Genomic DNA, 23451 nt, shown 5'->3' with positions numbered 1-23451 from the left:
GTGAAGGAGGCTCCGGGCCGGCGCCTCCTTTTTCTTGCTTTTATCTTACCCTGGCCCTGGTCCCGCTCCTCAAAACCAGGTAGCCGGTCCCGCCTGCCAGCACTGAAGCCACCAGGATGCTGAGCTTGGAACCGACCAGGAGGGGTTCGTCTTGGAAAGCAAGTGTGGTTATGAATATGGACATGGTAAAGCCGATGCCGCCAAGCATCCCCGCCCCCACCACATGCCTCCAGCGTACGCCGGCCGGCAGCGCGGACAACTTCCATCTGACCGCCAGGTAGCTGAACAGCCATATCCCCAAAGGCTTCCCGATCAGCAGCCCCATCATGATGCCGAGGCTGTTTGCCGTCGCCACCGCCTCCAGCCAGCGCTCCGGGAGCCTAAGCCCGGTATTGGCCAAAGCAAACAGCGGCATGATGACGAAGCCCACCGGCTTGTGCAGGAAGTGCTGCAGCCTGTATGACGGAGATGCTCCGTCTCCGGATCGGAACGGAACCGCGAAGGCAAGGAGCACCCCCGCGATGGTGGCATGAACACCGGATTGCAGCATCAGGTACCACATGAGCAGCCCAACCGGCAAAAAGATGGAAAGCCTGCTCAATCCGAAACGGTTCAGGGCCAGTAGCAGCGCGAAAACCACCAAGGCCGCCACCAGGTGCGGTATCGACAACCCCGCTGCGTAGAACAAAGCGATCACCACTATGGCGCCGAGATCATCGATGATGGCCAGGGCCACCAGGAAGACCTTGAGCGTCGAGGGTATCCTCTTTTTCAGAAAGGACAGGATCCCTATGGCGAAGGCGATGTCGGTCGCGGTAGGGATACCGGCCCCCTTTGCAGCCGCGGTGCCGTGATTGAGGAGGAAGTGGATCACAGCGGGGACCGCCATGCCTCCAGCTGCCGCCACTATGGGAAGCAAGGCCTTTTTGTGGTCGGTAAGCTCCCCGACGTACAGTTCCCGCTCTATCTCGAGCCCGATCAAAAGGAAGAAGACGGCCATCAGCCCGTCGTTGATCCAGTGCTGCAAGGTGTGCCCGAGAAATTCGGCGTGCCAAAGACGGCCATAGGCGTCGGCCAAGGGAGAGTTCGCCAAAGTGATGGCGACAACCGTGGCCAGGAACAGTACCACCCCCGAGGACATCTCGCTCTCCAGAAACTCGGCGAACAGCCCGGCGAGCTTTCTTTTGCCTCTTTCAATGGTCATGTTCGCCCCCCACGTGAGGTTGTGCCATCAGGCCGGGCTCGACGGAAAAACCGACCCCCAGGCGAGGGCCGGATCGTCGCCCAGTGCCTTGTACCAGACATTGACGCTCTCAAGGGTACCGTAAATATTGGTGCTGTTGGTAAGGGTACCGCCGTAACAGTACCCCCCCCTGGCAAAGGTGATGTTGATGCCGGGAGCGTAGGCGCGAACCGCCGACCACAGCAGCCTGACCCCCAGCGGACTCAACGCCTGGGCCATGCCCTGCAGCAGCAGCAAGGCGTGCCCCCGGCCCCGGTGCTGCGGGTTTACCGCAAAGTGGGCCAGTTCGCCGCTGCCGGAGGCGGCGTCGAGGTGTGCCGCGCAAATGGCGACGGGGGCCTCTGCGACCCACACCCCCAGAAAAAGATCCCCCCTGTTCAGGGCGGCCTCCAAAAAACGGGGGTCGTGGACGGCGGCAGACTTGGCCACCCCCACCTCGCCGTAAAGGGCGGCCACCCGGTCAACGTCCGCCGCTCGTGCCAGCCGCAGCGTCCCCCCTTCGGCTAGCGTCACTGCAGGGGCCGGAGGCTGCAACTCGGTGGTCGCCAGGACCGCGTTGCGCAGCATCGGCGCCCGCTCCAGCATCTGCTCCTTCACAAAGAATCTGGTCATGAAACAGCCGGTGTCGCCCTCACCGTAGAAGTGCGGGATCGCCGCCTCCAGCTGGTAACCGGCTGCGACGAAATGGCGGGCGTGGGCCGCCGGAATCCTGGCGCAGACCTTGGTGTATCCTCGGGAAATGGCCACCCGCTCCAGGTCGGCAACGATGCCCGGTGCGTCCCCCGGATCGAGGTACATAAGGACGGCCTGTCCGTCACGGTGGTCATGCCGCAAAAGCGATTTCCCCATCTTTTCGATCTCGTCTGTCATGCTTCCTCCCGTCCACTCAGCCGTCCGCGCATTCAGGCCCGCTTTCGCAGCACGACTCCAGGACACCTACGATGGAATTGAGCAGTTCCAGTATTTCGGACTGCTGGTTCAGGTAATAGGTCGCGGCCGACTGGTCGTTCCTGCCGACATGCACACCGAAGATGTCGCCCCGCGCCATCCTGAAGACATCCTCGTCGGTCTCGTCATCGCCGAAATAGATCGCCCTGCTGCAGCCGAGTTCATCCATGGCTGCGGCCAAGGCCTCGCCCTTGCCGCAGGCCTGCATGGGGAGCACGTTGACCACACATTTGCCGCCGATGATGCGCGGGGGGGGCTCGAGGTCCCCGATGGCGGCATTGATCATCGCCAGCGCCAGCTGCGGGTCCTCGCTTTTGCGGTAATGCAGGCTCAGGGACTCCCCCTTGAATTCGATCTCGACCCCGGGCTCGTAGAAAAGCGCGGTGTGCAGCCGGTCCCGCCACTTCAGGCAGAGCTGGACCAACTCCCAGCGTCTCGTGCCGCTCTGCCCCGGCCATTCCGCACCATGGTTGCCGATCACGAGGTGTGGCTGGAATCCCAGCATGCCGATGGCGTCCTGCCGCGACCTTCCGGTGATGACGGCGACCTTGGCCAGTCCCATGAGCCGCTGCAGGGCGTTGCGCACGGGCTTCGCCACCTTGGCGGCCCCAAAATCGTTCACGATGGGCGCCAGGGTGCCATCCAGGTCGAAAGCAAAAAGCGTGTCCGGAGCCACGTGGCGTGTGAAAGCGGCAAGTTCTTTAAACTGGAACAGGTAGCTCGGCATTACTGATCTCTCCTGATGCGGGCCGACAGCTTCTCGCGCTGACGTACGCGAGCGGCGTCGAGAAGCATCCGTCCGGCCCAGCGGTACACGTTGAAGTCACGTACAAGCGCACGCATGCTGCGCATCCGCTCGCGCTGCTCGAACGGTGGCATGGTGAGCGCGCGTAAGATGGCCTCCGCCGTCTGCTCGATGTGATAGGGGTTGACGATGAGAGCCTCGTGCATCTCGTGGGCCGCCCCCGTGAACTGGCTCAGGACGAGCACTCCCTGCTCGTCGTCCCTTGCGGCCACGAACTCCTTGGCCACCAGGTTCATGCCGTCGTGGAGGCTTGTGACAATGCAGACATCGGCCCCTCGGTAATAGCGATTCACCACCTCGGGCTCGTGGTGCTCGGCCTTCAAAAGGATCGGTTGCCACCCCTCGCTGGAAAAGCGCTGGTTCACACGCTGGGCCAGCGCATGCACCTGGGCATCGAAGGCCTGGTAGTCGTCCAGAGCGGAGCGGGAGGGGGCCGCGATCTGGACGAAGGTGAAGCGTCCTGAAAGTTCCGGGTGCTGTTCAATGGCCTTCTCAACCGCCCGGAACCGCTCCAGGATACCCTTGGTGTAGTCGAGACGGTCTACCCCGATGCCGACCAGGTGCTCCGGTCCCGCCCCAAGCTCCCTCCTGAGTTCCTCCCGGCACTGCGCCACCGGGGGCTGCCGCCCCTGCCACGGCGGGGGCCACTGGATCGAGATGGGATAGCTCTCCACCATGGTGAGGCTCCCCCCCCGGCTGATGGTGGATGACTCGTGCTCGATGCGGGTCTCCAGGTAGCGGTCCACCGTCTCAAGGAAGTTCTTGCGGTGGAACGGGGTGTGGAAACCCAGGATGGTGGAGCCCAGCATCCCTTCCAGAAGCTCCTCACGCCAGGGGCAGATCCCGAAGGACTCCGGGTTCGGCCAGGGGATGTGCCAGAAGGTAATCACGGTCGCCTTGGGGAGCGCCCTGCGGATCATGCCCGGCAGCAGTGCGAAATGGTAGTCCTGCACCATCACCACCGGGTCGTCGCTGGCGGCCTCCCGGACCACGGCGTCTGCAAAACGCTGGTTCACTTCCCGGTACTGCTCCCAGTCGCTGGAACGGAAGATCGGACGGACGTGGGCTATGTGACACAGGGGCCAGAGCCCCTCGTTGGCGAAACCGTAGTAGTAGCCGTTTTCCTCCTCCTTGGTGAGCCAGATACGCCTCAAGGTGTACTCGGGGGTGTCCGGAGGGACGGCGACCCGGTCGTGCCGGTCGGTGACCATCCGGTCGGCGCTGCCGCTACCGTGGGCGATCCAGGTTCCTGAGCAGGCCCGCATCACCGGTTCGACGGCGGTGACCAAGCCGCTGGCCGGGCGGTGCACCTCGATGCCGTCACCCTTTTTGCTGTGGATGTAGGGCTCCCGGTTGGACACCACGATGATCCGCTCGCCGGTCAACTGCTTGTGCAATAGGTTGCGCAGGGCATCCGGGCTCCAGGAGATGGTGGCGTCGTCGGCCATGCGCCTCTCGCTGTCCAGAGCGCGCAGCAGTGAGCGCAGGTCACCAACCAGGGGCTGCAGTTCAGGCTCGACCGCCGGTTGGGCGAAGGGCCTCACGATCCCCTCGCCCCGGAGCATGGCCCGCACCCCTTCCAGCCAGCCGCGCCAGCTCAGGTGGGCCACGAAGACGGTGATGGCGGAAACGACCACGCCGAGCAGCGCAAAGAAGGCGATTATGTAGTTGCGGGTGTCCTTACTGCGGCGCTCCACGAAGCTCATGTCGTGCACCAGGATCAGAGAGCCGGCGCCTGACGACGGGACCCCGACCAGGTGCACCGCCACATGCACCGCCCCCTGGGGAAGGTGGAGTACCTGCCCCTTTTCGGTATCCGCGGCCGGAGGCGCCGGACAGCCGAGCGCCTCCGGGAAAGCGGGGGTTTTGTACAACAGCTTGCCGCGGCGATCGCAGTACCCCAAGGCCAGAAGCCGCTCGTCCTGCACCGCCCTGTTCAACAGCGACCGAACCCTGGCGGCGTTCTCCTGCTGCAGCAATTCCACCAGTTGATCGTGCAGTGTATTGGCGATCAGGCGCGACCGGATGTCCATGTCGCGCATGAACCAGTGCATGGTGAGCCGGTCCACCAGGGGAACCGCCGCGATGGCCAAAAGCCCGAGGGCCGCCGCAAGCGGCACGATGAATCTGAGGGAGAGCCTGAGCGATTTGAGGGATGAGCCGGAAACCCTTTTTTTCATGCGAGCCTCGCTGCGGTCGGCCCGCTAAGCCGCCTGAGCCGATCCCGCGTTGAAATAGGGGAGCATGAGATCCTCCATGCTGTAGAGCCCGGCGCCCCTTTCATGCAGATGCTTTGCCGCAAAGAGCACACCGTTGCCGAAGGCCTCGCGGGTGATGGACTCGTGCTTCAGGCGCACCGTCTGGAAGGGGAAGCCGAAGAGGATCTCGTGCACCCCGATGATGCCGCCGGCACGCACGGTCTTGATCGCTTCCTCTTCGAGCCCCAGGGAAGAGGCGATCTTTTTGGCTGTCCCGGAGACTTCGGGCTTGGCCTTGAAATGTTCCTCCACGACCTCGATGTCCGTATAGGGCGCGATATTCTTGAGGATCTTTGCCGCGATGATGAGAAAATTGATGCCGATGGTGATGTTGGGAGACCATAGCACCCGAGTCTTTTGCGCCAGGTGTTTCAGATACGCCACCGACTGCTCCGAATACGAGGAGATGGCACTCACCACGGCGACTTTGCGGTCGCGGGCCGCCTCACCGTAGTACCTCACCCCATGCTCGGAGGAAAAGTCGATGATGACATCCACCGGGTACCGCTCCAGCAGTTCCGCCCCGGAAAATTCATCCGCGGAATAGATGTATCCCGGCTCCTCCGAATCGATCCCCAGGAACTCCGGTACCGATCTATGCTCGAGATTGTGCGACTTGCGCAGCACCCACTGAAGGTTGGTTTCCTTGCTCTGCAGCAGCACCGATGCCACCGCCTTGCCTGTCTTGCCGAATCCCATCAATCCTACTTTCATGTTCACCTCACATTGTCATACCGCACGACGCGCAGCGTCACCGCGCCTCCCCGACCGCGGGATGTGGCCGTGGTGACAGCCTGTGCCGGAACGGCCAGTTGTTGCGCGAGATAGCGCCCGAGGAAGCGCAGCCTGCCGCCGCTCTCCTTCGGCCCGGCCACCACGAAACGGAACGCCGATGGCCCTTCAGGCAGGTGGCGCAACACCTCCAGTTTGTTTTTGCTTTCGGGGGTAAGGGATCCGTCCCCGGCGAAAACGATGGGCGGGAGCATCGGAGTCACGCGGATCTCCACCCGCACCGGAACCCCCAGCGCCTGCTGCAGCTGCCGGCTCAACAGCAGGCGCTCATCGTCGCTTACCCCGTAATCCCTGGCCAGCATGGCGTTCACCAGCAGCCCCCCTCCGTCTCCGGAAAACGCCACCGCGGTGTGCGAGACTTCGAAGGGGACGAGGGCGGCGGCAAGCTCCTGCTCCACCCGCACCACGAGCGGCCTCATCTTCGCAACCAGCTCTGCCGGGCTCTCCTTCCCCGGCTGCGCCGCGCCCCCCTTAGCCGTTACATCCTTGAGCTGGCTTTCCGAGGCAACAATCACCTGCTCAAGCTCCAGCCGTACCGGGCGCCCAAGCCCCTGGGCCAGTTCCTTCTCGATCTCCCTTTGCGCCGGTTTGGCAACAAAGCGCACCGTGTTCACCGACGCCATCACCAGCACCCCCTTGCCCTCCTGCCGGAACCGGTATCCGGTCAGGCGCGATGCGAGCTCCCGGTCCAGCCGGCTTTTGAGCACCCGCCCGATGCGTTTCTCGTTCTTGATCCTCGTCACGTCGCTGCTCAGCGTATAGACGAGTGGCACGGAAATAAGGGTTAAAACCGTGGTGATCACGACCAGCCTGGTCCGGTGCGAGTGCTGCGGTGCCTCCACGTGGCTGGTTCTGAATCCCAGGATGAAAAAGACGATGTCCGAGCTCAGGATGATGGCCACGAAGTTGGTGAAAAAGAGCAGAAATCCGCCCAGGGCAAGCATCGGTTGCCAGGTCCCCAGGCCATAGCCGGCCACGCTCAGGGGGGGGATGACGGCGGTCGCGACCGCCACCCCGGTCGAGGTGATCAGGTAGTTGCGCTTGGTGCACAAGGCTACCGCGCCGGCGACCCCGGACAGCGCCGCGATGAACAGGTCCAGGATGTTGGGCCTCACCCGGGACAGGATCTCCGCCGTCGGCTCCTTCAATGGAGACAGGAGCGTGATGAGCGCGCTGACCGCCAAGGTGAGCGCGATGCTCGTGCCCAGGGTCCGGAACGTGCGCCGGACCAGGGCGAGGTCGCCGATGGTGAAGGAAAGACTCGACGAGATGATCGGCCCCATGAGCGGAGAGATCAGCATGGCCCCGATGACCACGGCCACGCTGTTCAGAAGCAGTCCCAGCAGGGCGATCACTGCGGCCAGGATGAGCATCACGTAATAGACCCAGGAGCCGTCCACCGAAGCGGCGACCTCCCTGATCACCTCGCGGTGCTGCACCATGTCCGCCTTCATGGCCAGATAGGCTTTCATCTTGCCGCGGTAAAACGGTGAGCCGGTTCCTGCCATTTTTCCCTTCCTAAAACGCGGTGTCCCACCTTTTCGAGAGGCGGATGGCCGCGTTGATCAGCCCCACCATGCTGTAGGTTTGCACGAAGTTGCCCCACTGCTCCCCGGTGGCCACGTCGACGTGCTCCGCCATCAGGCCGTGCCGGTTGTGGCGCGCCAACAGGTTCTCGAAGAGCCGGCGCGCCTCCTCAGTCCGCCCGAGGGCGACCAGGGCGTAGATGTACCAATAGGTGCAGACGATGAAAGCGTTTTTCGGGGTGCCGAAGTCGTCGTCCTCGACGTAGCGGAAGATGTAGTCCCCTCGGCGCAGTTCCCGCTCGATCGCGGCGACCGTCGAGGCGAAGCGGGGGTCGTCGGCGGCAAGAAAGCCTACGTCATGCATGAGCAACAGGCTCGCGTCCAGCGAATCCCCCTCGAAGGCGGCGGTGAAGCTCTTCTTCTCCTCGTTCCAGCCGCGCCGGCAGACCGTCTCGTGGATCCGCTGCGCCTGGGCCTCCCAGTACGCCGCCCGCTCCTTGAGCCCCAGGCGTACCGCGATGCGCCCCAGCCTGTCGCAGGCGGCCCAGCACATGATGCTGGAGAAGGTGTGCACCCTGCGGCTCCCCCTGAGCTCCCACAGCCCCGCATCGGGCTGGTCGTGCACCTGTATGGCCATCTCTCCCAGCGGTTCCAGCCGCTGGAACAGCGGCAGGTCGCCGCGCTGCATGAGCCGGTGATCGAAAAAGACGTGGGTCACCGCCAGCACCGCCGAGCCGTAGACGTCGTGCTGGACCTGCAGGCAGGCCTGGTTGCCCACCCGCACCGGTCCCATGCCGCGGTAGCCCGGAAGCGAGGGCATCTCCTTCTCTTCCAGGTTGCTGCTGCCGTCGATGCCGTACACCGGCTGCAGATAGCCGCCTTCGCTGCCGGCGACCACGTTGACCAGGTAGCGCAGGTAGCGCTCCATGGTCTTGGTCGCGCCCAGGCGGTTCAGCGCATTGACAACGAAATAGGAGTCGCGCAGCCAGCAGTAGCGGTAATCCCAGTTCCTTCCGGAATCCGGGGCCTCGGGGATCGAGGTGGTGAGGGCGGCGGCGATGGCGCCGGTGTCCTCGAAGGCGTTCAGCTTGAGCGTGATGGCCGCCCTGATCACCTCGTCCTGCCACTCGTACGGGATGCCCAGGTCCCGCACCCATTCCTGCCAGTAGGCGATGGTGTCGTTCCTGAAGCGGTGCGCGAGCTCGGAGACGTTTTCGTGCACGGTCTCGTCCGGGCCGAACACGAGGTTCACCTCGTCATCGAGCACGAACGGGAGCTCCTGCAGGATGGCGGTGATCGAGGCGTCGGTGGAAAGGCGCAACACCATGTACGGCGAGACGTAGCGGACATGATGGCTGCCGTAGGTGTATTCGCCGCGTTCCGCCCCGTAGTTGCGTGCCGGCCGCACCCTGGCGACGATCCGCGGCGTGCCGTGCAGACGGCGCACCTGGCGGACCAGCATGATGGGAGTGAAGATCCTGCCGTACTGCCTGAAACGGGGGGCGAAATCGGTGATCTCCACCACGCCGCCCCGGGAGTCGGTCATCCTGGTGACGAGGACCGCGGAGTTGGGGAGGTAGTCCTGTTCGCTCGCAACCTGGTCCATGAGCTCGATGGAGCAGTACCCCACCCCCTCGCCCGGCTCGTGCTCCTGGAGCAGGGAACAGAAGACGGGGTCGCCGTCGAAGCGGGGCAGGCAGTACCATACGATCTCCGCCTGGGTGTCGATGAGCGCCCCGATCTGGCAGTTGCCGATCAGCGCGAGATCAAGAGAATGCTTCATGACTACTCCTCCCTGTCAGCCCAAGCCCCGCACGGGTCAGCCGCGCAGCGGCTGCGGCGTCAGGTGCTCCGCCCCAAGCAGTCTCACCATGTGCCGCATCCCGTGGAGGACGCTGTCGAATTCCTCCTTCGTGAGCGTGGACAGGCCGTTCACCAGCATGACCTGGGCAACCTCCGGAGCCCTGGCCACGACCTCCCTACCCGCACCGGTGAGCTCCACGTCTACCGCGCGGCGGTCCTGCTGCGACCTGGTGCGCGTCACCAGCCTCTTGGCTTCCAGCCGGTCCAAGATCCCCACCACGGTCGCAGGACGCAGGTACATCTGGCTGGCCAGCCCCGACACCCGCAGGGGCGCCTGCCTGGCCAGTATCTTCAGGGCCCACAGCTGCGGCCCGGGGAGCTCGGTTTCTCTCTCGGCGCTGCGTGAATACTCACCAACGGCCTGAAAGATCCTCCTGAGGTTGTCGATGACTTCGGGAATCTGCTCACTGCGTTCCATGCTACTCTCCAAAACGCTTGACAATAACGTTAGCTAGGCAAATAATTCGCACTACGAACTATATCATTCGTTTTTAGACAGGTCAAGACCGGTGGGGCCACAGGTCCGCAGGACACCCGCCTGAGTATATAGAGAAGCTGCTGAAATCAGATAGGAAACAGCCCCCTTCAGCTTCTACACGATGGCTCTTCACCCGGCGCTGATACTCAAGCGCACCGCCCGTTGAGTCAGCTAAGCTGCGACGTCGCTGCCGCACGTTACATTTATGAGCAAGCACTAACACCAGACAGTAAAGGAAGGGACGGAGTGAACCGAAAAATACTCGAACAGGTGACGCTGCTTGCCAGCGTGATCAAGTGGGCAATTTACGCGTCCGTGGTGGGCGTTCTGGTCGGAGGAGGCACCACGGCCTTTCTGAAGGCGCTTGCCTGGACCTCCGCCCAATATGAAAAGGCACCGAATTACTACCTGCTGCTCCCGGTGACGCTTGTGGCAAGCACGCTGCTGGTCAGGTGGCTGGCGCCCGACGCCGCCGGGCACGGGACGGAGAAGGTGATCGAGGCGGTGCACCAGAGAATGGGGAAAATCCCGGTGATGGTGGTACCAGTGAAACTGGCGGCCACGGTAATAACCCTGGCTGGGGGCGGGTCGGCGGGCAAAGAGGGTCCCTGCGCCCAGATCGGCGCGGGACTCGCCTCCTGCTTCGCATCGCTGTTGCGGCTCAACGACGTCGACCGGCGCAAGCTGGTCATATGCGGCATCAGTGCGGGGTTTGCCACCGTCTTCGGCACCCCCATAGCCGGTGCGCTGTTCGGCGTGGAGGTGCTCGTCCTCGGGCAGGTCTTCTATGATGTGCTTTTTCCTTCCTTTGTGGCGGGCATCATCGGGTTCCACGTAGCCGGCAAGCTCGGGGCGAGCTACCCGCACCCAGCTGCCGAAATCATCCCCGCCGTCACCGGCTGGAGCTTCACCGAGATGATCCTGCTTGGCATCTGGTGCGGTATCGCTGCCTTGCTCTTCATAGAGTTGATGCAACTGGGACACCGGCTGTTCGCACGGCTTTCCTGGCATCCGGTGGTGAAGGCACTGTTGGGCGGGGTGCTCCTGGTTCTGATCGGCAGGTTCGTATCGCTGCGCTATCTGGGGCTTGGCCTGGACAGCATTGACGCCGCGCTCAACGGCGCGGTGCTTCCCGCCGGGGCCACTTTCATGAAGATGATCGCGACCTCGATCACCCTGGGCAGCGGCGGCAGCGGCGGCGTGGTCACCCCGATTTTCTTCATAGGAACCGCAGCGGGGAACCTCTTCGCATCGCTGTTCCACGAGCCGCTGGTCGCCACCTTCTCGGCCATCGGCATGGTTGCCCTTTTGGCCGGCGCAGCCAACACCCCCATAGCCGCCTCGGTCATGGCAATGGAGCTCTTCGGAGCCGGCATCGCCCCGCACGCCGGCGTCGCCTGCATGGTCAGCTTTCTCATCGTGGGATACCGCAGTATCTACCCGAGCCAGATTCTCGGCATTCAGAAGAGCACGTCGCTGAGAGTGGAAACCGGACGGCCGCTTGGACAGCTGAATCCGGAGAAACGTCAGGACCACCTGGCCATATCCCTACCCGCGTTCGTGGTGAAAGGGGCCAAGGTCTTCGGTAAAAACCGCAAGAGCCATAGATAAACATGTCACTTTTTCGAGACTTTCATTATTACCACGATCAGCAGGACCACAAGGAGAACCCCGGCGATCCCCCAGATCATCATCGAGCCCATCATCCATCCCATCATGTCCTGGTGCATCATGGTTCCCTCCTCCCGACCGGCGGTATCATTTCCCCCTGAGCTGCCGGTACTGCTCCTGCGACATCCCCGGCAGCTTGCCCACAAAGGAGACCATCTCCCATAACTCTTTGTCCGTGTGCGTTTTCCCGAAGGCCGGCATGCCGGTCATCTTGATGCCGTGTTTGACGACCCAGAACAATTCCCGTTGCTTCATCCTTCTGGCGACCTTTTTCAGGTCCGGCGGTTCCGGCAGTTCCCCCTTGCCGATCGCAGACGGCTCCTGACCGGGAGCGCCGTGGCAAAGCCTGCAGGTTTCTTCGAAGTGCCGCGCCGTTGCTCCGGTGGGGGCCACATTCTGCTCGACAATGCCCCCGGCACGACGCTCGACCGAGTGCTCCCGTGCCGTTTCCAGAACCCACTCGGTTAGCTTCGCATGGGGCTTGGTAGCCGCCACGTTCACCGCTCCCGAGAAGATCATGATCGATGCCGCGACTAGTACCAAAACGATCAACACGACTGCAGTGACAACAACGATTTTGCCAACGCTCTTTGCCATCCCCCCTCCTTATAAGCCGGCCCCGCGCCTTATAGAGACACAACATCCTGCACCTGGTGCCGGGCATAGCCGATGCCGTGCGATCCTTCCTGATGGGACCTGGCTCGTCACATCTTTTCCTTGATCCCCTTCTTGATCAGCCACCAGTTCACCGGGAAGGAGGTCAGCAGGCCGAACCACATGGCAATCTGCATCATGAACCAGAAGACCGGGTTGGTCTTGGGGATCTCGTGCCGGAAGATTACGAACACGGCGATCGCCATCCAGCCATACATCCCGACCTGCCAGGCCGTGAGCGACAGGGCATCGGCCTTGACCGCGGCCCAGATCCCCTTTCCCTTGGGAAGGTTTTTCATCGGTACGATGGTGAAGTACTGGAACGCCACCCCGAAAAGGAAGGCGAGGATGTAGTCGAGTAGCCACGCGCCGAAAATCTTCTGCCCCAGTATGGTGAAAGGAAAGGCGACGATGAGCCACTCGGCGGCGATGTCCCCCAGCGTGCAACCGCTGCCACAGTGAGAGGCGCCCAGGGCGGTTATCTGCCAGAGCGGCTTTTCCTTGCCCGGAGGGGTCTTCCCCTGACGCTTGGCCTCTTCCACCGCCCGGTGCGTCGAAAGACGGCCGACGCTGAAGTAGGCCCACAGCGCGAAGGCGCTGCCGTAGAGGGCGGTGATGGGCCAGACCACGTTCATGATCCACATGTGCTGCCGGTTGCCGCGGAGTAGATCAATCACGATGACCGCTGAGCACAAGGCTGCCACGATCAAGGAAGACCAAGCGAGGACCGTGAGCCACGCCGGGTACGAATATGTGTCCATACGTCCTCCTTCGCCTTTGCCGGGTTGATGGATTACCTGCGCTAGGGGCACGGCTCGCCAGGTCGGCTACCTTTGCCAACCCTAGAAACTGTGCTGCACACCGATGGTGACCCGGTAGCGCTCCGAGACATCGCCGAAACCCGCTCCGGCGCCGATCGACCCGACCGTGTACGGGGTAAGTTGCCGCCGCAGCCCCGCTTCCACCACGTTGGACTCCTCGTGCTTCTTTTCCTTCTGCTCGCGTACATAGTCGAGGACGAGGCTCTGGTCCTTCCCGGCGCGGCAGCTGAACCCGATGATGCCCTTGAACTGGTCGTGGCGCCCGGTCGCCCGGTCGCGCCCCGCGTTTCTCTTCCAGATCAGGTTGGCGTGCAGGCGGTGCAGCCAGGTGGTACGGACGTAGGGCATCTTGGACATGATTGCCTTGGTGGTAACGTCCACTCCCGCCGACCGCTCGCCGGTCGGAAAGTCTGCGTTCACCGCCAGTGCGAACGCCGGGAGGTAGAGCGATTCCGTGTTGAAGTTGTAGAGGAGTTCCGTGCTCACGTCGCCGCTCCCCGTGCGGTCCGCGTTGCCGCTGTAGAAAGTCCCCTGCACGGTGAATTCCGTGTTGGGGAGCACACCAAACTCGAAGCGCGGCTGGTACACGAAACGGTTGCCGGGGTCCTCATCGATGTAGCGCACCACCCCCTGTACCTCCCTGTTCCGGAAAGGCGTGGCATACGCGTCCTGAAGTTCAGTCGGAAGATGCTCGTCCAGGTTGGTGTGGTCTGAGGCATAGGCAGCAGTGGCAGTAATTATCAGCAACGACAGGCAGAGAAGTGTGCGTTTCATAGCGACCCTCCTTCAGGCAGCGCGCGCGGCGCGGCAGGTTCCTGTTCCATCGGCATCGGGGCAACATCGGGCATGGCGCCGTACTTGTCCTGCCACCCTTTCATCATCACATCGATCATCTTTTGCGGCGTCTGCCCCGGCTCCATTGACTCCGGGCTCATCTGCATCTGGGGCATGACCTTCTTCAAGGCGTCCATGAGCGACCCTGCAATTTCCCCCTCCTGCATCCCGGGCATCATCTTCTTCTTGAACTGCTCCATCATCTGCGCCTTCATCTGCGGATCCGGAGGCTGCGGCATCATAAGCGGCATCATCTCCTGCATCATCTCCATCATGATCCTGTTCATCTCCCCCTCGGTCCCCTTCATCCACGGCTCGTAGACCCTCGGGTCCATATCCGGGTGCGGCGTCGCGAACTTGCGCGCCAGCTTCTCGTCACCGGGCTGGTAGCTCATGGCCTTGATGACGCGGTACAACTCGTCCCGCTTCTGTTCCACAGTCCATCCCTCGTACGACAGGAGATCGTAGGCGATACCGTGCAGCATGTGCAGGTTGTCGAAAATGTTGGCGGACTCCGGGGACATGCGGCTGTACCGTGGCATCATCTCGCGGGACAAGAGCATGCGCTGCGGGCGCTCCACGAGGACCTTGGCGAACAGGGTGCGATCGGTGTCACGCACCATCTCCTCCTGGGCCCTGCCGTTTCCCCCAAGCATCTGCGCCTCGTAGATGGCGGGGTGCCACCAGTGCGCGGCGAAGAAGAAGTTGTTCGACTTTGGATAGTTGTTCCGGAACAGCGTGGCGTAAGGCTTCATCATGACCGCCGCGCGCCGCAAGGTCACGTCGAGGGGCGCTGGGCTGCGAGGGATGTCGAACTTGTCGAGGTAGTAGCGCACCGCCTGGTCAGTCCACTGTTTCTTCCGGTTCCACGGGATACTGCTGGCCGCCATTATGTCGTAGGTCTCCTCATGGTGGATGTGGGTCCAGTCGATGGCGCGGTACAACTGCCACATGGTCCGGGCGGTGTACGGCCCGTACAACTCCATCTCCGGCTCCGTGTGGGGCGGATTATGGATCATCTTCACATAGGCCGCGTCCGCCTTCCGGTCCGTCTCTTCATGCTGCGCCATCGGCTCGAGCTGCAGGTAATCGTGTTGAATGCCGTGGGCGAAGTGAATGGCGGCACCGACCCTGAAGGCGCCGTTCTCGCGGTAAAAAAACGCCGCATTATACGGCCCTTTCAGGTTGGAAACTTCTTTGCGCTGCTCCAGCGCCGCACCCGTCTTTGGCTGCAGGGCAAGGGCAAATAGCATTGCCGTCGACAGGGCAGTTCCGATTCTCATGACATCCTCCTTTAATTTGGAAGGTTAAAATTTTCACATCTGGTATTCTAATGGGCATTGCTCCGATGGCAACTTATGATTTTCTCTAAGTAGGCTCCGGAGTAATCCGAACAGGAGGTCTAATGATGAATTCAACTTCACGCAGAGTAGTGGTCATTACCGGAGCTTCAGCAGGGTTGGGACGGGCGATAGCACAGGCGTTTGCGCGCGAGGGGGCCAGCATTGGGCTTTTCGCTAGGAACCGCGAAAGACTGGAGGCGGCAAAAGTTGAGGTCGAGCAGTTGGGAGGGAAGGCGCTGGTATTGGTCGGAGACGTGGCGGACGCACAGCGCGTCGAGGAGGCAGCGGCGGAGGTGGAAAGGGAGTTCGGCCCCATCGACGTCTGGGTGAACAACGCTATGACCTCGGTCTTCTCTCCGTTCAACCAGATGACCGCGGAGGAGTTCAGACGAGTCACCGAGGTGACTTACCTTGGCGCGGTGCACGGCACCATAGCTGCGCTGAAGAGGATGCTGCCGCGGAACCGGGGCATGGTGATCCAGGTAGGATCGGCGCTCTCGGATCGCAGCATCCCGCTGCAGTCCGCCTACTGCGGCGCCAAGCACGGCATGAGGGGCTTCACCGACTCCATCCGCTGCGAACTGATCCACGAGAAGAGCCGCGTGCACATTACCATGGTGCAGCTCCCGGCAATGAACACGCCGCAGTTCGACTGGGTCGAGTCGCGCCTTCCCAACCGGCCCCAGCCGGTCCCCCCCATCTACCAGCCCGAGGTTGCTGCCGATGCCATCGTCTGGGCGTCACACCACCGGCGTCGGGAGATCTACGTCGGCTTGCCGACGGTCAAGGCGATGTGGGGCAACAAGGTCTCCAGAGGATTGCTCGACCTCTACCTCGGCCTCACCGGGTACCAGTCGCAGCAGACCGACGAGCCGGAGCGGCCGGACCGCCCCGCCAATCTCTGGGAAACCGTGCCCGGCCCCTACACCGCCCACGGGCGTTTCGACGCCCGCTCCAAGGCCTTCAGCACGCAGGTCTGGCTGTCGGAAAACAAGTGGGGGATAGGTGCTCTGTTGGCCGGGGGGGCCGCCTTCACCGCCGCCCTCTGCAGCGCCAGGAGAAGGCGGTAAGGGCGGTACTGGCAGAAGGGACATCTAGCGGAACGCTCCCGTCCGCCAAGCCACCTTACCCAAGCCCTAAGTGGACAGGCACCTGGCGGAGCCTGTCCCCTCCTTCGGTGAAGGGCTCTAAGGTGGAAAACAATTAGGGGGGACGGCTGCTGCCGTCCCCCCTTTCTTATCTAGCCCTGTCTGGTCGCTGGTCACTCTTTGCTCTTCTTGAAGTAGGCCAGGAACTCCTGGCGGTTGAGCCACGTCTTGCGCACCAGGTGCTCGATGCTGCGGCTCATGGCCTGACGCTCGCCGTCCTTCATCTCTCCCTTGAGCAGCACGAAGAACGGGATGTTGCGCGTCTGCGGGTAGAGCCGGAACCGCTCCAGGAGCTCGAAGGCGGCCTGGTCCGGGAGCATCAGGGCGCAGAACATCATGTAGGGGTGGATGATGGTGCCAAGGGCCACCGCCTCCTTGGCTGTGTAGGCGTTGACCACCTCGAAGCCGAGCTTGGTGATGGCGTGCTGCACCTGCTCCTCCCCCTTGCGGGTCACCAGCATCACCTGCAGGTCGTAGTCGTCCGACTCGTCGGTGAGCCCCAGCTGCTTCAGTTTCCTGGTCATGTAGGCGGTGTCTATGGGGAGGGTGAAAAAACCCGCCACCGGGAAGACGGCGCCCACCTGCCCGATCTCGCTCAGGTACATGGGGAGGATGGGGATCTCGCGGGTCGCCGGGTTCTCCTTCAGCGCCAGCAGCACGCCCCAGCCGTCGTCGGACCAGGGGGAGAGATCCAGCAGGATCGCCCGCGGGGTGCAGCCGGAGAGTTCGGACACCTTGGCCGTCCTGGCGCGGTGCCCCCCTTCGGCGAGGTAGCTGCAGACGATGGCGCCGCGCTCCACCCGCTCGCCCAGTCCCATGATCCAAAGTTCTCGCTCGTCACATTCGATCATCGGTGCTCCTTTATCGTTCCCGCAGCCGCGCTCTTCCGCCGTGATGCGCGGCAGGCGAAACGGCTTCGGGGGCCGAATTTTTAATGGTTTGCGGTGCGTCGCCGCCCCGGGACCTGCCGGCCGCAGCCGGCCGCGATCCCGCTCCTGCTGCGTCGTTTCCGCTCATTCCCGGCGCAGTACGCTGAGAATTTTTAATAAATAACATATTTTATCGACAGAGCAAGAAAAAGTTACGTGCTGTTGAATTGGCCGGCGATATGTGATACCAATCGCAGATCGTGTTGTGGGCACTGCCTAAAGGAGGGGAAGTTTATGAAGAGCAAGGTGTTTTTTGCGGACATGAGGGCGGGGGCCAAGGAGAACCTGTTCGGCAAGATCGGCCGCCTGATGCAGCAGGCCGGCCTGGCGCAGAGTGTCGCGGCCGGGGACCTGGTCGCCATCAAGGTTCACTTCGGCGAGCGGGGCAACCACACCTTCATCCGCCCCATCTTCCTGCGCCGCGTGGTGGACGAGATCAAGGCGCTGGAGGGGAAGCCGTTTCTGACCGACTCCTCCACCCTCTATCCCGGCGAGCGTAAGGAGGCGGTGTCCGCCCTGGCCTGCGCCGTCGAGAACGGCTTCGCCTACGCCGTGGTCAACGCGCCGCTCATCATGTGCGACGGCCTGAAGGGGCATAACGCCAGGGACGTGCAGGTGGACGGCGAGATCCTGAAGACGGTGAACATCGGCGCCGAGATCCTGGAAGCGGACGCCCTGATCGCCGTTTCCCACTTCAAGTGTCACGAGTTGACCGGCTTCGGCGGCACGCTGAAGAACCTCGGCATGGGGTGCTCCAGCCGCACCGGCAAGATGCAGCAGCACTCCACGGTGGCGCCCAAGGTGGCCGAGCGCTTCTGCAACGGCTGCAGCGTCTGCCTGAAATCGTGCGCCCACGCCGCCATCGCCATCATCGAGGGGAAGGCCCAGATCGATCCCGCCGCCTGCGTCGGGTGCAGCCGCTGCATCACCGCGTGCCAGAGAAAGGCGATCAACATCCAGTGGAACGAGAGCGCGTCGCTGGTGATGCGCAAGATGGCGGAGTACGCCAAGGGCGCCCTCTACGGCAAAGAGGGCAAGACCCTGTTCCTGAACTTCATCACCCAGGTCTCGCCCGCCTGCGACTGCTACGGGCACGCCGACGCCCCCATCGTGAACGACATCGGCATCTGCGCCTCGGCCGACCCGGTGGCGCTGGACCAGGCCTGCGCGGACCTGGTCAACAACGCACGCGGCAACCAGGAGACCGCGCTCGCCAGCGGTCACGAGCCCGGCGGCGACAAGTTCCGCGGCGTGCACCCCCAGATCGACTGGGAAGTGCAGCTGGAGCACGCCGAGAAGATCGGCATCGGGACGAGGAGTTACGAACTGGTGAGAATCTGAGAGGCAGATTGAGACTAAGATTAAGATTAAGACTAAGATTGAGATTTAGATGATTTACATACAGGTAAAGGTGAAACCTTAATCTTTATCTTAATCTTAGTCTGCCTCACAAGAAGCTCCCGCCGTCCAGGGAGATCAGCAGGGAGAAATTGTTCTCCCTGCGATCCTCGGTCAGGTTGTTTACCTCGCTGTACTCCCCTTTGATCCCCAGGCTGGGCTGCCGGGTCCAATTGAAGAAGCGCGCCAGCGGATAGACCGCCTTCAGCTTGGCGCCTACAATCTCCTTGCCGGTCCCCGGCACCCCGGTGCACTCCCGCTTGTAGCCCCCCTTGATCTCGTAGTCGAGCCTTTTCTCCAGCAGCTTGCCGGTCACCCCGAGGTTGAGCGCATACTGGTCGGTGCGCTGCGCGGCGGAGAAGTCCATCACCCTCTTCAGGGACAGGTCGGGCGCCACGGTAAAACTGCCAGCGGAGAACTTGGGGAGAAAGCCCACGCTGGTCGTGCTCAGCTCCCGTTGCTGGCGCAGCCGGTCGGTACGCTGCGACATCCCGCCGCGCACTCCCAGGTCCCAGTGCCCCGCCAGGTAGTTCACCTGCCCCGAAACCGCATCCTCCGCCACGTCCTTGGGGAGCGACCCGAGCGGTTCCTTGGTGCTGTCGATGAAACTCTTCCTGTACTGCAGCGCCAGGGGAAGTTCCCTCACCCCCTTGAAGCGGTAGTCGAACACCCCCTCGTAGCGGTACAGCCTGGGCGCGAGCGGGTCGTTGTCCAGGTTGTCGTTGTAGCGCGAGAGTTTGACGTCGAAGACGTGGGAGGCTATCGCCGTCTCCACGCCGAAGCTCCCCCCCTGGCGGTCGCGGGTAGGTCCGTCGTTCATGAGCCGATAGCGGGGGCCGGTTCGCTCATAGAGCGCGATGTAGCGGCTGGGGCCCACTCCGCCGGAGAGCTTGAGCCGGTAGGCGCTGTCCCGCAGCGGCGAGGTCAGGTCGGAGGTGTTGGCGTCGTAGGTGGAATAGTCGTACTCCGCCTCGGCGGCGACTACTCCCTTGAACGGCTCCAGCTGCGCCACGAAACCGACCACGTCGCCCCGCCGGGCGCCGGCCGTGGGCCAACGCCCCTCGCGGTCGAGGGATTTGCGGCCGGAGAGGAAGATGGTCTTGAAGCGGGCGCTGTCGTCCTGAAGCGACAGCTCGCCGGTGGCCCCCACCAGGGTATCGTCGCCGCCGCCCCCTCGAGACGTGGCGAAGGTCTCCACGACGGCCCGGTTGCCCGAGTTGCCGGTCAGCAGGGAGAAGTGCCCTCCCCGCCCCCGCACCTCCTGCAGCGTGTTGCGGGTCTGCTGCAGCTTCAGATCGCCCATCTCCGCCAGCAGTTTGTAGCTGCTGCCTTCGTACTCGCCCCGCTGCAGCACGAAGGTCGGCTCCGCCGCGCGGACGCCGTTCCAGTACTGGGTGGGAAACTCGGCGCGAAAGTCGGTGCGGATACCGGGTGCGGCACCCCCCGGCGCCAGCTGGGGCAGACCGGGCAGTTGCAGGGGGAAGATGTCGCTCTGAGCGGGAGGCGCCGCCACGGACGCAGCGGGCGCGGGTACGGCAGGGACGGCAGGTACGGCAGGGACGGCAAAGGAGGCGCCGGCGAGGGTGGGGAAAGCGACCAGCACCGCCAGCAGCATCCCCGGGACGAAGAACGCCCCGGCAGAGAATCTGCCAGGGCGCATGGTCATGCTGTGGGTGGTAGCTTTAGGCGGCATCCGGTGTACCTGCTGCTGCGGCCTGTCACCCGCGAGGGCGCAGTGGCACCTCCCGGGATGGCTCCTACTTGAGGAAGCCGAATTTCTTCATGCGGTAACGGAACGCGTCGATGCCGAGGTTCAGCTTCTTGGCGGCCTTGGACTGGTTCCAGTCGGTCATCTCCAGGGACTGCTTGATCAGCTCGCGCTCCACCTCCTCGATGTCGATCCCTTCGGGGGGGAGCTTGAAGGTGGTGAGCGGCACGGTGACCTGTGAGGCCTTGGCCACGATCTCCAGCGGCAGGTTCTCCAGGAGCAGGTTCTCGTCGTTGCCCAGGATGATGGCGCGCTCGATGACGTTCTTCAGCTCGCGGATGTTGCCGGGCCAGTTGTACTCCACCAGGAGCTTTTCGGCCATGCTGGAGATTCCCTTAGTCGGTTTGGCGAATTCCTTCGAGAAGACCTCGATGAAGTGGTTGGCCAGCACCAGGATGTCCTCCTTGCGCTCGCGCAGGGCGGGCAGGAAGATCGGGATCACCTGGAGCCGGTAGTACAGGTCGTTCCTGAAGCTCTTCTCCTCGATGGCCTTCATCAGGTCCTTGTTGGTCGCGGAGATGATGCGCACGTCCACCGGGATCACCTTGGCCCCGCCGATGCGCCGGAAGGTGCGGTCCTCGAGGAAACGGAGCAGCTTGGCCTGCATGCCGATTTCCATGTCCCCGATCTCGTCCAGGAACACGGTGCCGCCGTCGGCCAGTTCGAAGAGGCCCTTCTTGGAGGTCTTGGCGTCGGTGAAGGCCCCTTTCTCGTGGCCGAAGAGCTCGCTCTCCAACAGGGTGGCGGGGACGGCGGCGCAGTTGATGGCGACGAAAGGCTTGTCGGCGCGGGCGGATTCGTAGTGGATGTACTTCGCCACCAGCTCCTTGCCGGTCCCCGACTCCCCCTGCACCAGGACGGTGGAGGCGTCGCTCTTGGCCACCTTGGCCATCATCTCCAGCACGTTTTTCATGTGCTTGGAGTTGCCCAGGATCTTGGGCGGTCCCTGCTTTTTGTGCTCGCTCCTGAGCTGGACCACCTCGCGGCGCAACTCCGAGGTCTCCAGGGCCTTCCTGACCACGAGCCCCATCTCGTCCAGGTTGAAGGGCTTGTTGATGTAGTCGTAGGCGCCGTGGCGCATGGTGTTGACCGCGGTCTCCAGGCCTCCCTGGGCGGTCACCATGATCACCAGGATCTCTTCGTCGATTTCTTTGAGCCGTTGCAGTACCTCGAGGCCGTTGATACCGGGGAGGTGGTAGTCCAGCAGCACCAGCTCGGGCTGCTCTTCCCGGGCGATCCTGAGCGCGTCCTCGCCGGTCCCCGCGGTACAGACCTCGTAACCCTGCTTCTTGAGGTTCTGCTCCAGCGACCACCGGATCAGGTGCTCATCGTCAACGACCATTATTTTCGCTCTGCGCATGGCGGCTCCTTAGGATGTGGTGCCGGGCCCGCTGGCCCGGGGTGGTAGGGGTCTGCCGTACTGCTTTCTGCTGCGATCGCTTAACCGATAATGCCGCTACTCAACTGTGCTTTTTCCAGCTCCTCCTGGCTCGGGCAGTAGGCCGGGAGCTCCACCGAGAAGGTGGTGCCGACGCCGTCCTGGCTGACGCAGGAAAGGCGCCCGCCGTGCTGCTCGATGAGCCGGTGGCTGATGGCCAGGCCAAGGCCGGTCCCCTGGGCCTTGGTGGTGAAAAACGGCGTGAAGATCTTTTCCAGTATCTGCGGCGGGATGCCCGGCCCGGTGTCGTTGACCAGCACCCGCACCATGTCCATGCCGTCCACGTGGGCCAGCGAGCTGGTCACGGTGAGGACCCCCCCGGACTGCATCGCCTGCACCGCGTTCAGGAACAGGTTCAGGAACACCTGCTGGATCTGCTTGGGGTCGACGTAGACCGGCGGCAGGTCCTCGGCGAGCTCCAGCTTCTTCTCGATGTTCTTGCCGCCGCGGTGCTGCGACGCGAAGATCAGGATCTTCTTCAGGGCGCTGTTGATGTCGGTGCAGGTCGGCTCGGCGACGGTCGGCTTGCCGAAGAAAAGGAGATCGTTGACCGTCTTGTCCAGCCGGGAGATCTGCTCCAGCACCTCGCCGATGATCAGGGAACGCCCGTCCTCCGGGGAGAAGTCGTCTTTGAGCACCGTGATGGCGGCGGCGATCCCGGTGAGCGGGTTCTTGATCTCGTGGGCGATGCCGGCGGCCATCTCACCCACCGAGGCGAGCCGGTCGGCGCGCTCCATCTGCTGGTAGTGGTAGGTCTCCAGCTCCTTCTTGGCGCGGTCCAGCCGGTCCACCATGGAGTCGAAGGAGACGATCAGGCGCCCGATCTCGTCCTTGCCTTGCGGGGTCATGCGCACCGAGAGGTCACCCGCCTCGACCCGGGCCATGTTCTTGGCCAGCTGGTTGAGCGGCTTCTTCACGAACTTCAGCATGACCAGCGAGATGGCCAGCGACAGGAAGCCGATGATGGCCACGGTGGACATGACGAAGAGCTTGGTCAGTTCGACGATGCGCCGCCTGGTCTCCACCAGCGAGTAGTTCACGTTCAACAGGCCGATGATCCTGCTTTTCGCGCCGTGGCACAGGTTGCACTGCCGGTTGTTGTAGATCGGCTTCACCATGCCGAGCACCTCGCCGTGCCCGTCCAGGGTGAAAACCCCCTCGCGTTTGTTGTCCAGGAAAAGTTTGAAGTCGTGCTGGTCCACGACGCGCCCCACCTCGGAAGTCTGTGAGGACTTGAGGATCACGCCGTGGGGATGGAAGATGCGCACCCCGACCAGGTTCTCGCTCTGCCCCACCATCTCCAGGATCACCTTCACGTCCTCGGTGTTGCCGTGGCGCATGGAGTTGTACAGGGAGCGTTCGATGGTATCGAGCAGGAGTTCGCTGGATTCACGGGCGGAGTTGACGAGCTGCATCTGCTCACGCCGCAGCGTCAGGAAAGCGAAGGTCCCGATGCCGAACACGAGCAGACAGATGGAAAGCACGATAACCCGCGATGTGAGACTCTTGAAAATCAGGGTGCCTCCGGTTTCGG

19 protein-coding genes are annotated in these 23451 nt (G+C 63.0%); 3 read left to right on the top strand and 16 right to left on the bottom strand.

Features of this window, described 5'->3' with window-relative positions:
• Window positions 1–40: 40 nt before the first annotated feature.
• The 8 genes from nhaA to H7687_RS02690 are packed head-to-tail and all read right to left on the bottom strand — an operon-like array spanning window position 41 to window position 9853.
• Window positions 41–1204 (bottom strand): Na+/H+ antiporter NhaA, encoded by a 1164-nt coding sequence (gene nhaA / locus H7687_RS02725; RefSeq protein ID WP_183344841.1) that lies wholly within the window; start codon window positions 1202–1204, stop codon window positions 41–43.
• A 27-nt stretch (window positions 1205–1231) separates the two neighbouring features.
• Window positions 1232–2113, bottom strand: coding sequence for a GNAT family N-acetyltransferase (locus tag H7687_RS02720; RefSeq protein WP_183344839.1), 882 nt, complete (start codon window positions 2111–2113; stop codon window positions 1232–1234).
• Between the two features lie 16 nt (window positions 2114–2129).
• The gene (gene otsB / locus H7687_RS02715; protein ID WP_183344837.1) at window positions 2130–2918 is read right to left on the bottom strand and encodes a trehalose-phosphatase; all 789 of its coding nucleotides are present in this window, start codon (window positions 2916–2918) and stop codon (window positions 2130–2132) included.
• Window positions 2918–5176, bottom strand: coding sequence for an alpha,alpha-trehalose-phosphate synthase (UDP-forming) (locus H7687_RS02710; protein WP_183344828.1), 2259 nt, complete (start codon window positions 5174–5176; stop codon window positions 2918–2920). Before H7687_RS02710 ends, otsB begins: the two co-directional genes overlap by 1 nt.
• Window positions 5177–5200: 24 nt before the next feature.
• Window positions 5201–5968, bottom strand: coding sequence for a 4-hydroxy-tetrahydrodipicolinate reductase (locus H7687_RS02705; RefSeq protein WP_183344826.1), 768 nt, complete (start codon window positions 5966–5968; stop codon window positions 5201–5203).
• 2 nt (window positions 5969–5970) lie between these two features.
• Window positions 5971–7554, bottom strand: a complete 1584-nt coding sequence (locus H7687_RS02700; RefSeq protein ID WP_183344824.1) for a TIGR00341 family protein — start codon at window positions 7552–7554, stop codon at window positions 5971–5973.
• A 10-nt stretch (window positions 7555–7564) separates the two neighbouring features.
• Window positions 7565–9355: a glycoside hydrolase family 15 protein gene (locus H7687_RS02695; protein ID WP_183344822.1), complete on the bottom strand. Its 1791-nt coding sequence runs from the start codon at window positions 9353–9355 to the stop codon at window positions 7565–7567.
• A gap of 36 nt (window positions 9356–9391) precedes the next feature.
• Entirely contained in the window at window positions 9392–9853 is a 462-nt protein-coding gene (locus H7687_RS02690; RefSeq protein ID WP_183344820.1) for a MarR family winged helix-turn-helix transcriptional regulator, read from the bottom strand.
• A 306-nt stretch (window positions 9854–10159) separates the two neighbouring features.
• On the opposite strand from H7687_RS02690, the gene H7687_RS02685 reads away from it, so the two are divergent.
• Window positions 10160–11524, top strand: coding sequence for a chloride channel protein (locus H7687_RS02685; protein ID WP_183344818.1), 1365 nt, complete (start codon window positions 10160–10162; stop codon window positions 11522–11524).
• Between the two features lie 147 nt (window positions 11525–11671).
• On the opposite strand, the gene H7687_RS02680 is transcribed toward H7687_RS02685, so the two are convergent.
• From H7687_RS02680 to H7687_RS02665, 4 genes are all read right to left on the bottom strand, one after another.
• Window positions 11672–12181, bottom strand: a complete 510-nt coding sequence (locus H7687_RS02680) for a c-type cytochrome (protein WP_183344816.1) — start codon at window positions 12179–12181, stop codon at window positions 11672–11674.
• Window positions 12182–12288: 107 nt separating this feature from the next.
• Window positions 12289–12999, bottom strand: coding sequence for a DUF4396 domain-containing protein (locus H7687_RS02675; protein ID WP_183344814.1), 711 nt, complete (start codon window positions 12997–12999; stop codon window positions 12289–12291).
• Window positions 13000–13080: 81 nt separating this feature from the next.
• Entirely contained in the window at window positions 13081–13833 is a 753-nt protein-coding gene (locus tag H7687_RS02670) for a transporter (RefSeq protein WP_183344812.1), read from the bottom strand.
• Window positions 13830–15176, bottom strand: coding sequence for a hypothetical protein (locus tag H7687_RS02665; protein ID WP_183344809.1), 1347 nt, complete (start codon window positions 15174–15176; stop codon window positions 13830–13832). Before H7687_RS02665 ends, H7687_RS02670 begins: the two co-directional genes overlap by 4 nt.
• Window positions 15177–15298: 122 nt before the next feature.
• On the opposite strand from H7687_RS02665, the gene H7687_RS02660 reads away from it, so the two are divergent.
• Window positions 15299–16306 (top strand): SDR family oxidoreductase, encoded by a 1008-nt coding sequence (locus H7687_RS02660; RefSeq protein WP_246404531.1) that lies wholly within the window; start codon window positions 15299–15301, stop codon window positions 16304–16306.
• Between the two features lie 191 nt (window positions 16307–16497).
• Here the strand turns inward: H7687_RS02660 and H7687_RS02655 are convergent, their stop codons facing one another.
• Window positions 16498–17235: a response regulator gene (locus H7687_RS02655; protein WP_183344808.1), complete on the bottom strand. Its 738-nt coding sequence runs from the start codon at window positions 17233–17235 to the stop codon at window positions 16498–16500.
• Window positions 17236–17547: 312 nt separating this feature from the next.
• On the opposite strand from H7687_RS02655, the gene H7687_RS02650 reads away from it, so the two are divergent.
• Complete coding sequence (locus H7687_RS02650) at window positions 17548–18654, top strand: DUF362 domain-containing protein (protein WP_183344806.1); 1107 nt, start codon at window positions 17548–17550, stop codon at window positions 18652–18654.
• A gap of 106 nt (window positions 18655–18760) precedes the next feature.
• Here the strand turns inward: H7687_RS02650 and H7687_RS02645 are convergent, their stop codons facing one another.
• The 3 genes from H7687_RS02645 to H7687_RS02635 all read right to left on the bottom strand — a co-directional run bounded on the left by H7687_RS02645 (window position 18761) and on the right by H7687_RS02635 (window position 23401).
• Complete coding sequence (locus H7687_RS02645; RefSeq protein ID WP_183344804.1) at window positions 18761–20404, bottom strand: hypothetical protein; 1644 nt, start codon at window positions 20402–20404, stop codon at window positions 18761–18763.
• A 64-nt stretch (window positions 20405–20468) separates the two neighbouring features.
• A complete protein-coding gene (locus tag H7687_RS02640; RefSeq protein ID WP_183344802.1) occupies window positions 20469–21839 on the bottom strand; it encodes a sigma-54-dependent transcriptional regulator in 1371 nt (456 codons plus the stop codon).
• Window positions 21840–21919: 80 nt separating this feature from the next.
• Window positions 21920–23401, bottom strand: a complete 1482-nt coding sequence (locus tag H7687_RS02635) for a HAMP domain-containing sensor histidine kinase (RefSeq protein ID WP_246404529.1) — start codon at window positions 23399–23401, stop codon at window positions 21920–21922.
• Window positions 23402–23451: the final 50 nt, after the last annotated feature.

The sequence above is a fragment of the Geomonas paludis genome (genome assembly GCF_014193585.1).
Taxonomy (GTDB): domain Bacteria; phylum Desulfobacterota; class Desulfuromonadia; order Geobacterales; family Geobacteraceae; genus Geomonas; species Geomonas paludis.
The sequence above is the reverse complement of the archived record's forward strand: the minus strand, read 5'-3'. Positions and strand labels throughout refer to the sequence as shown.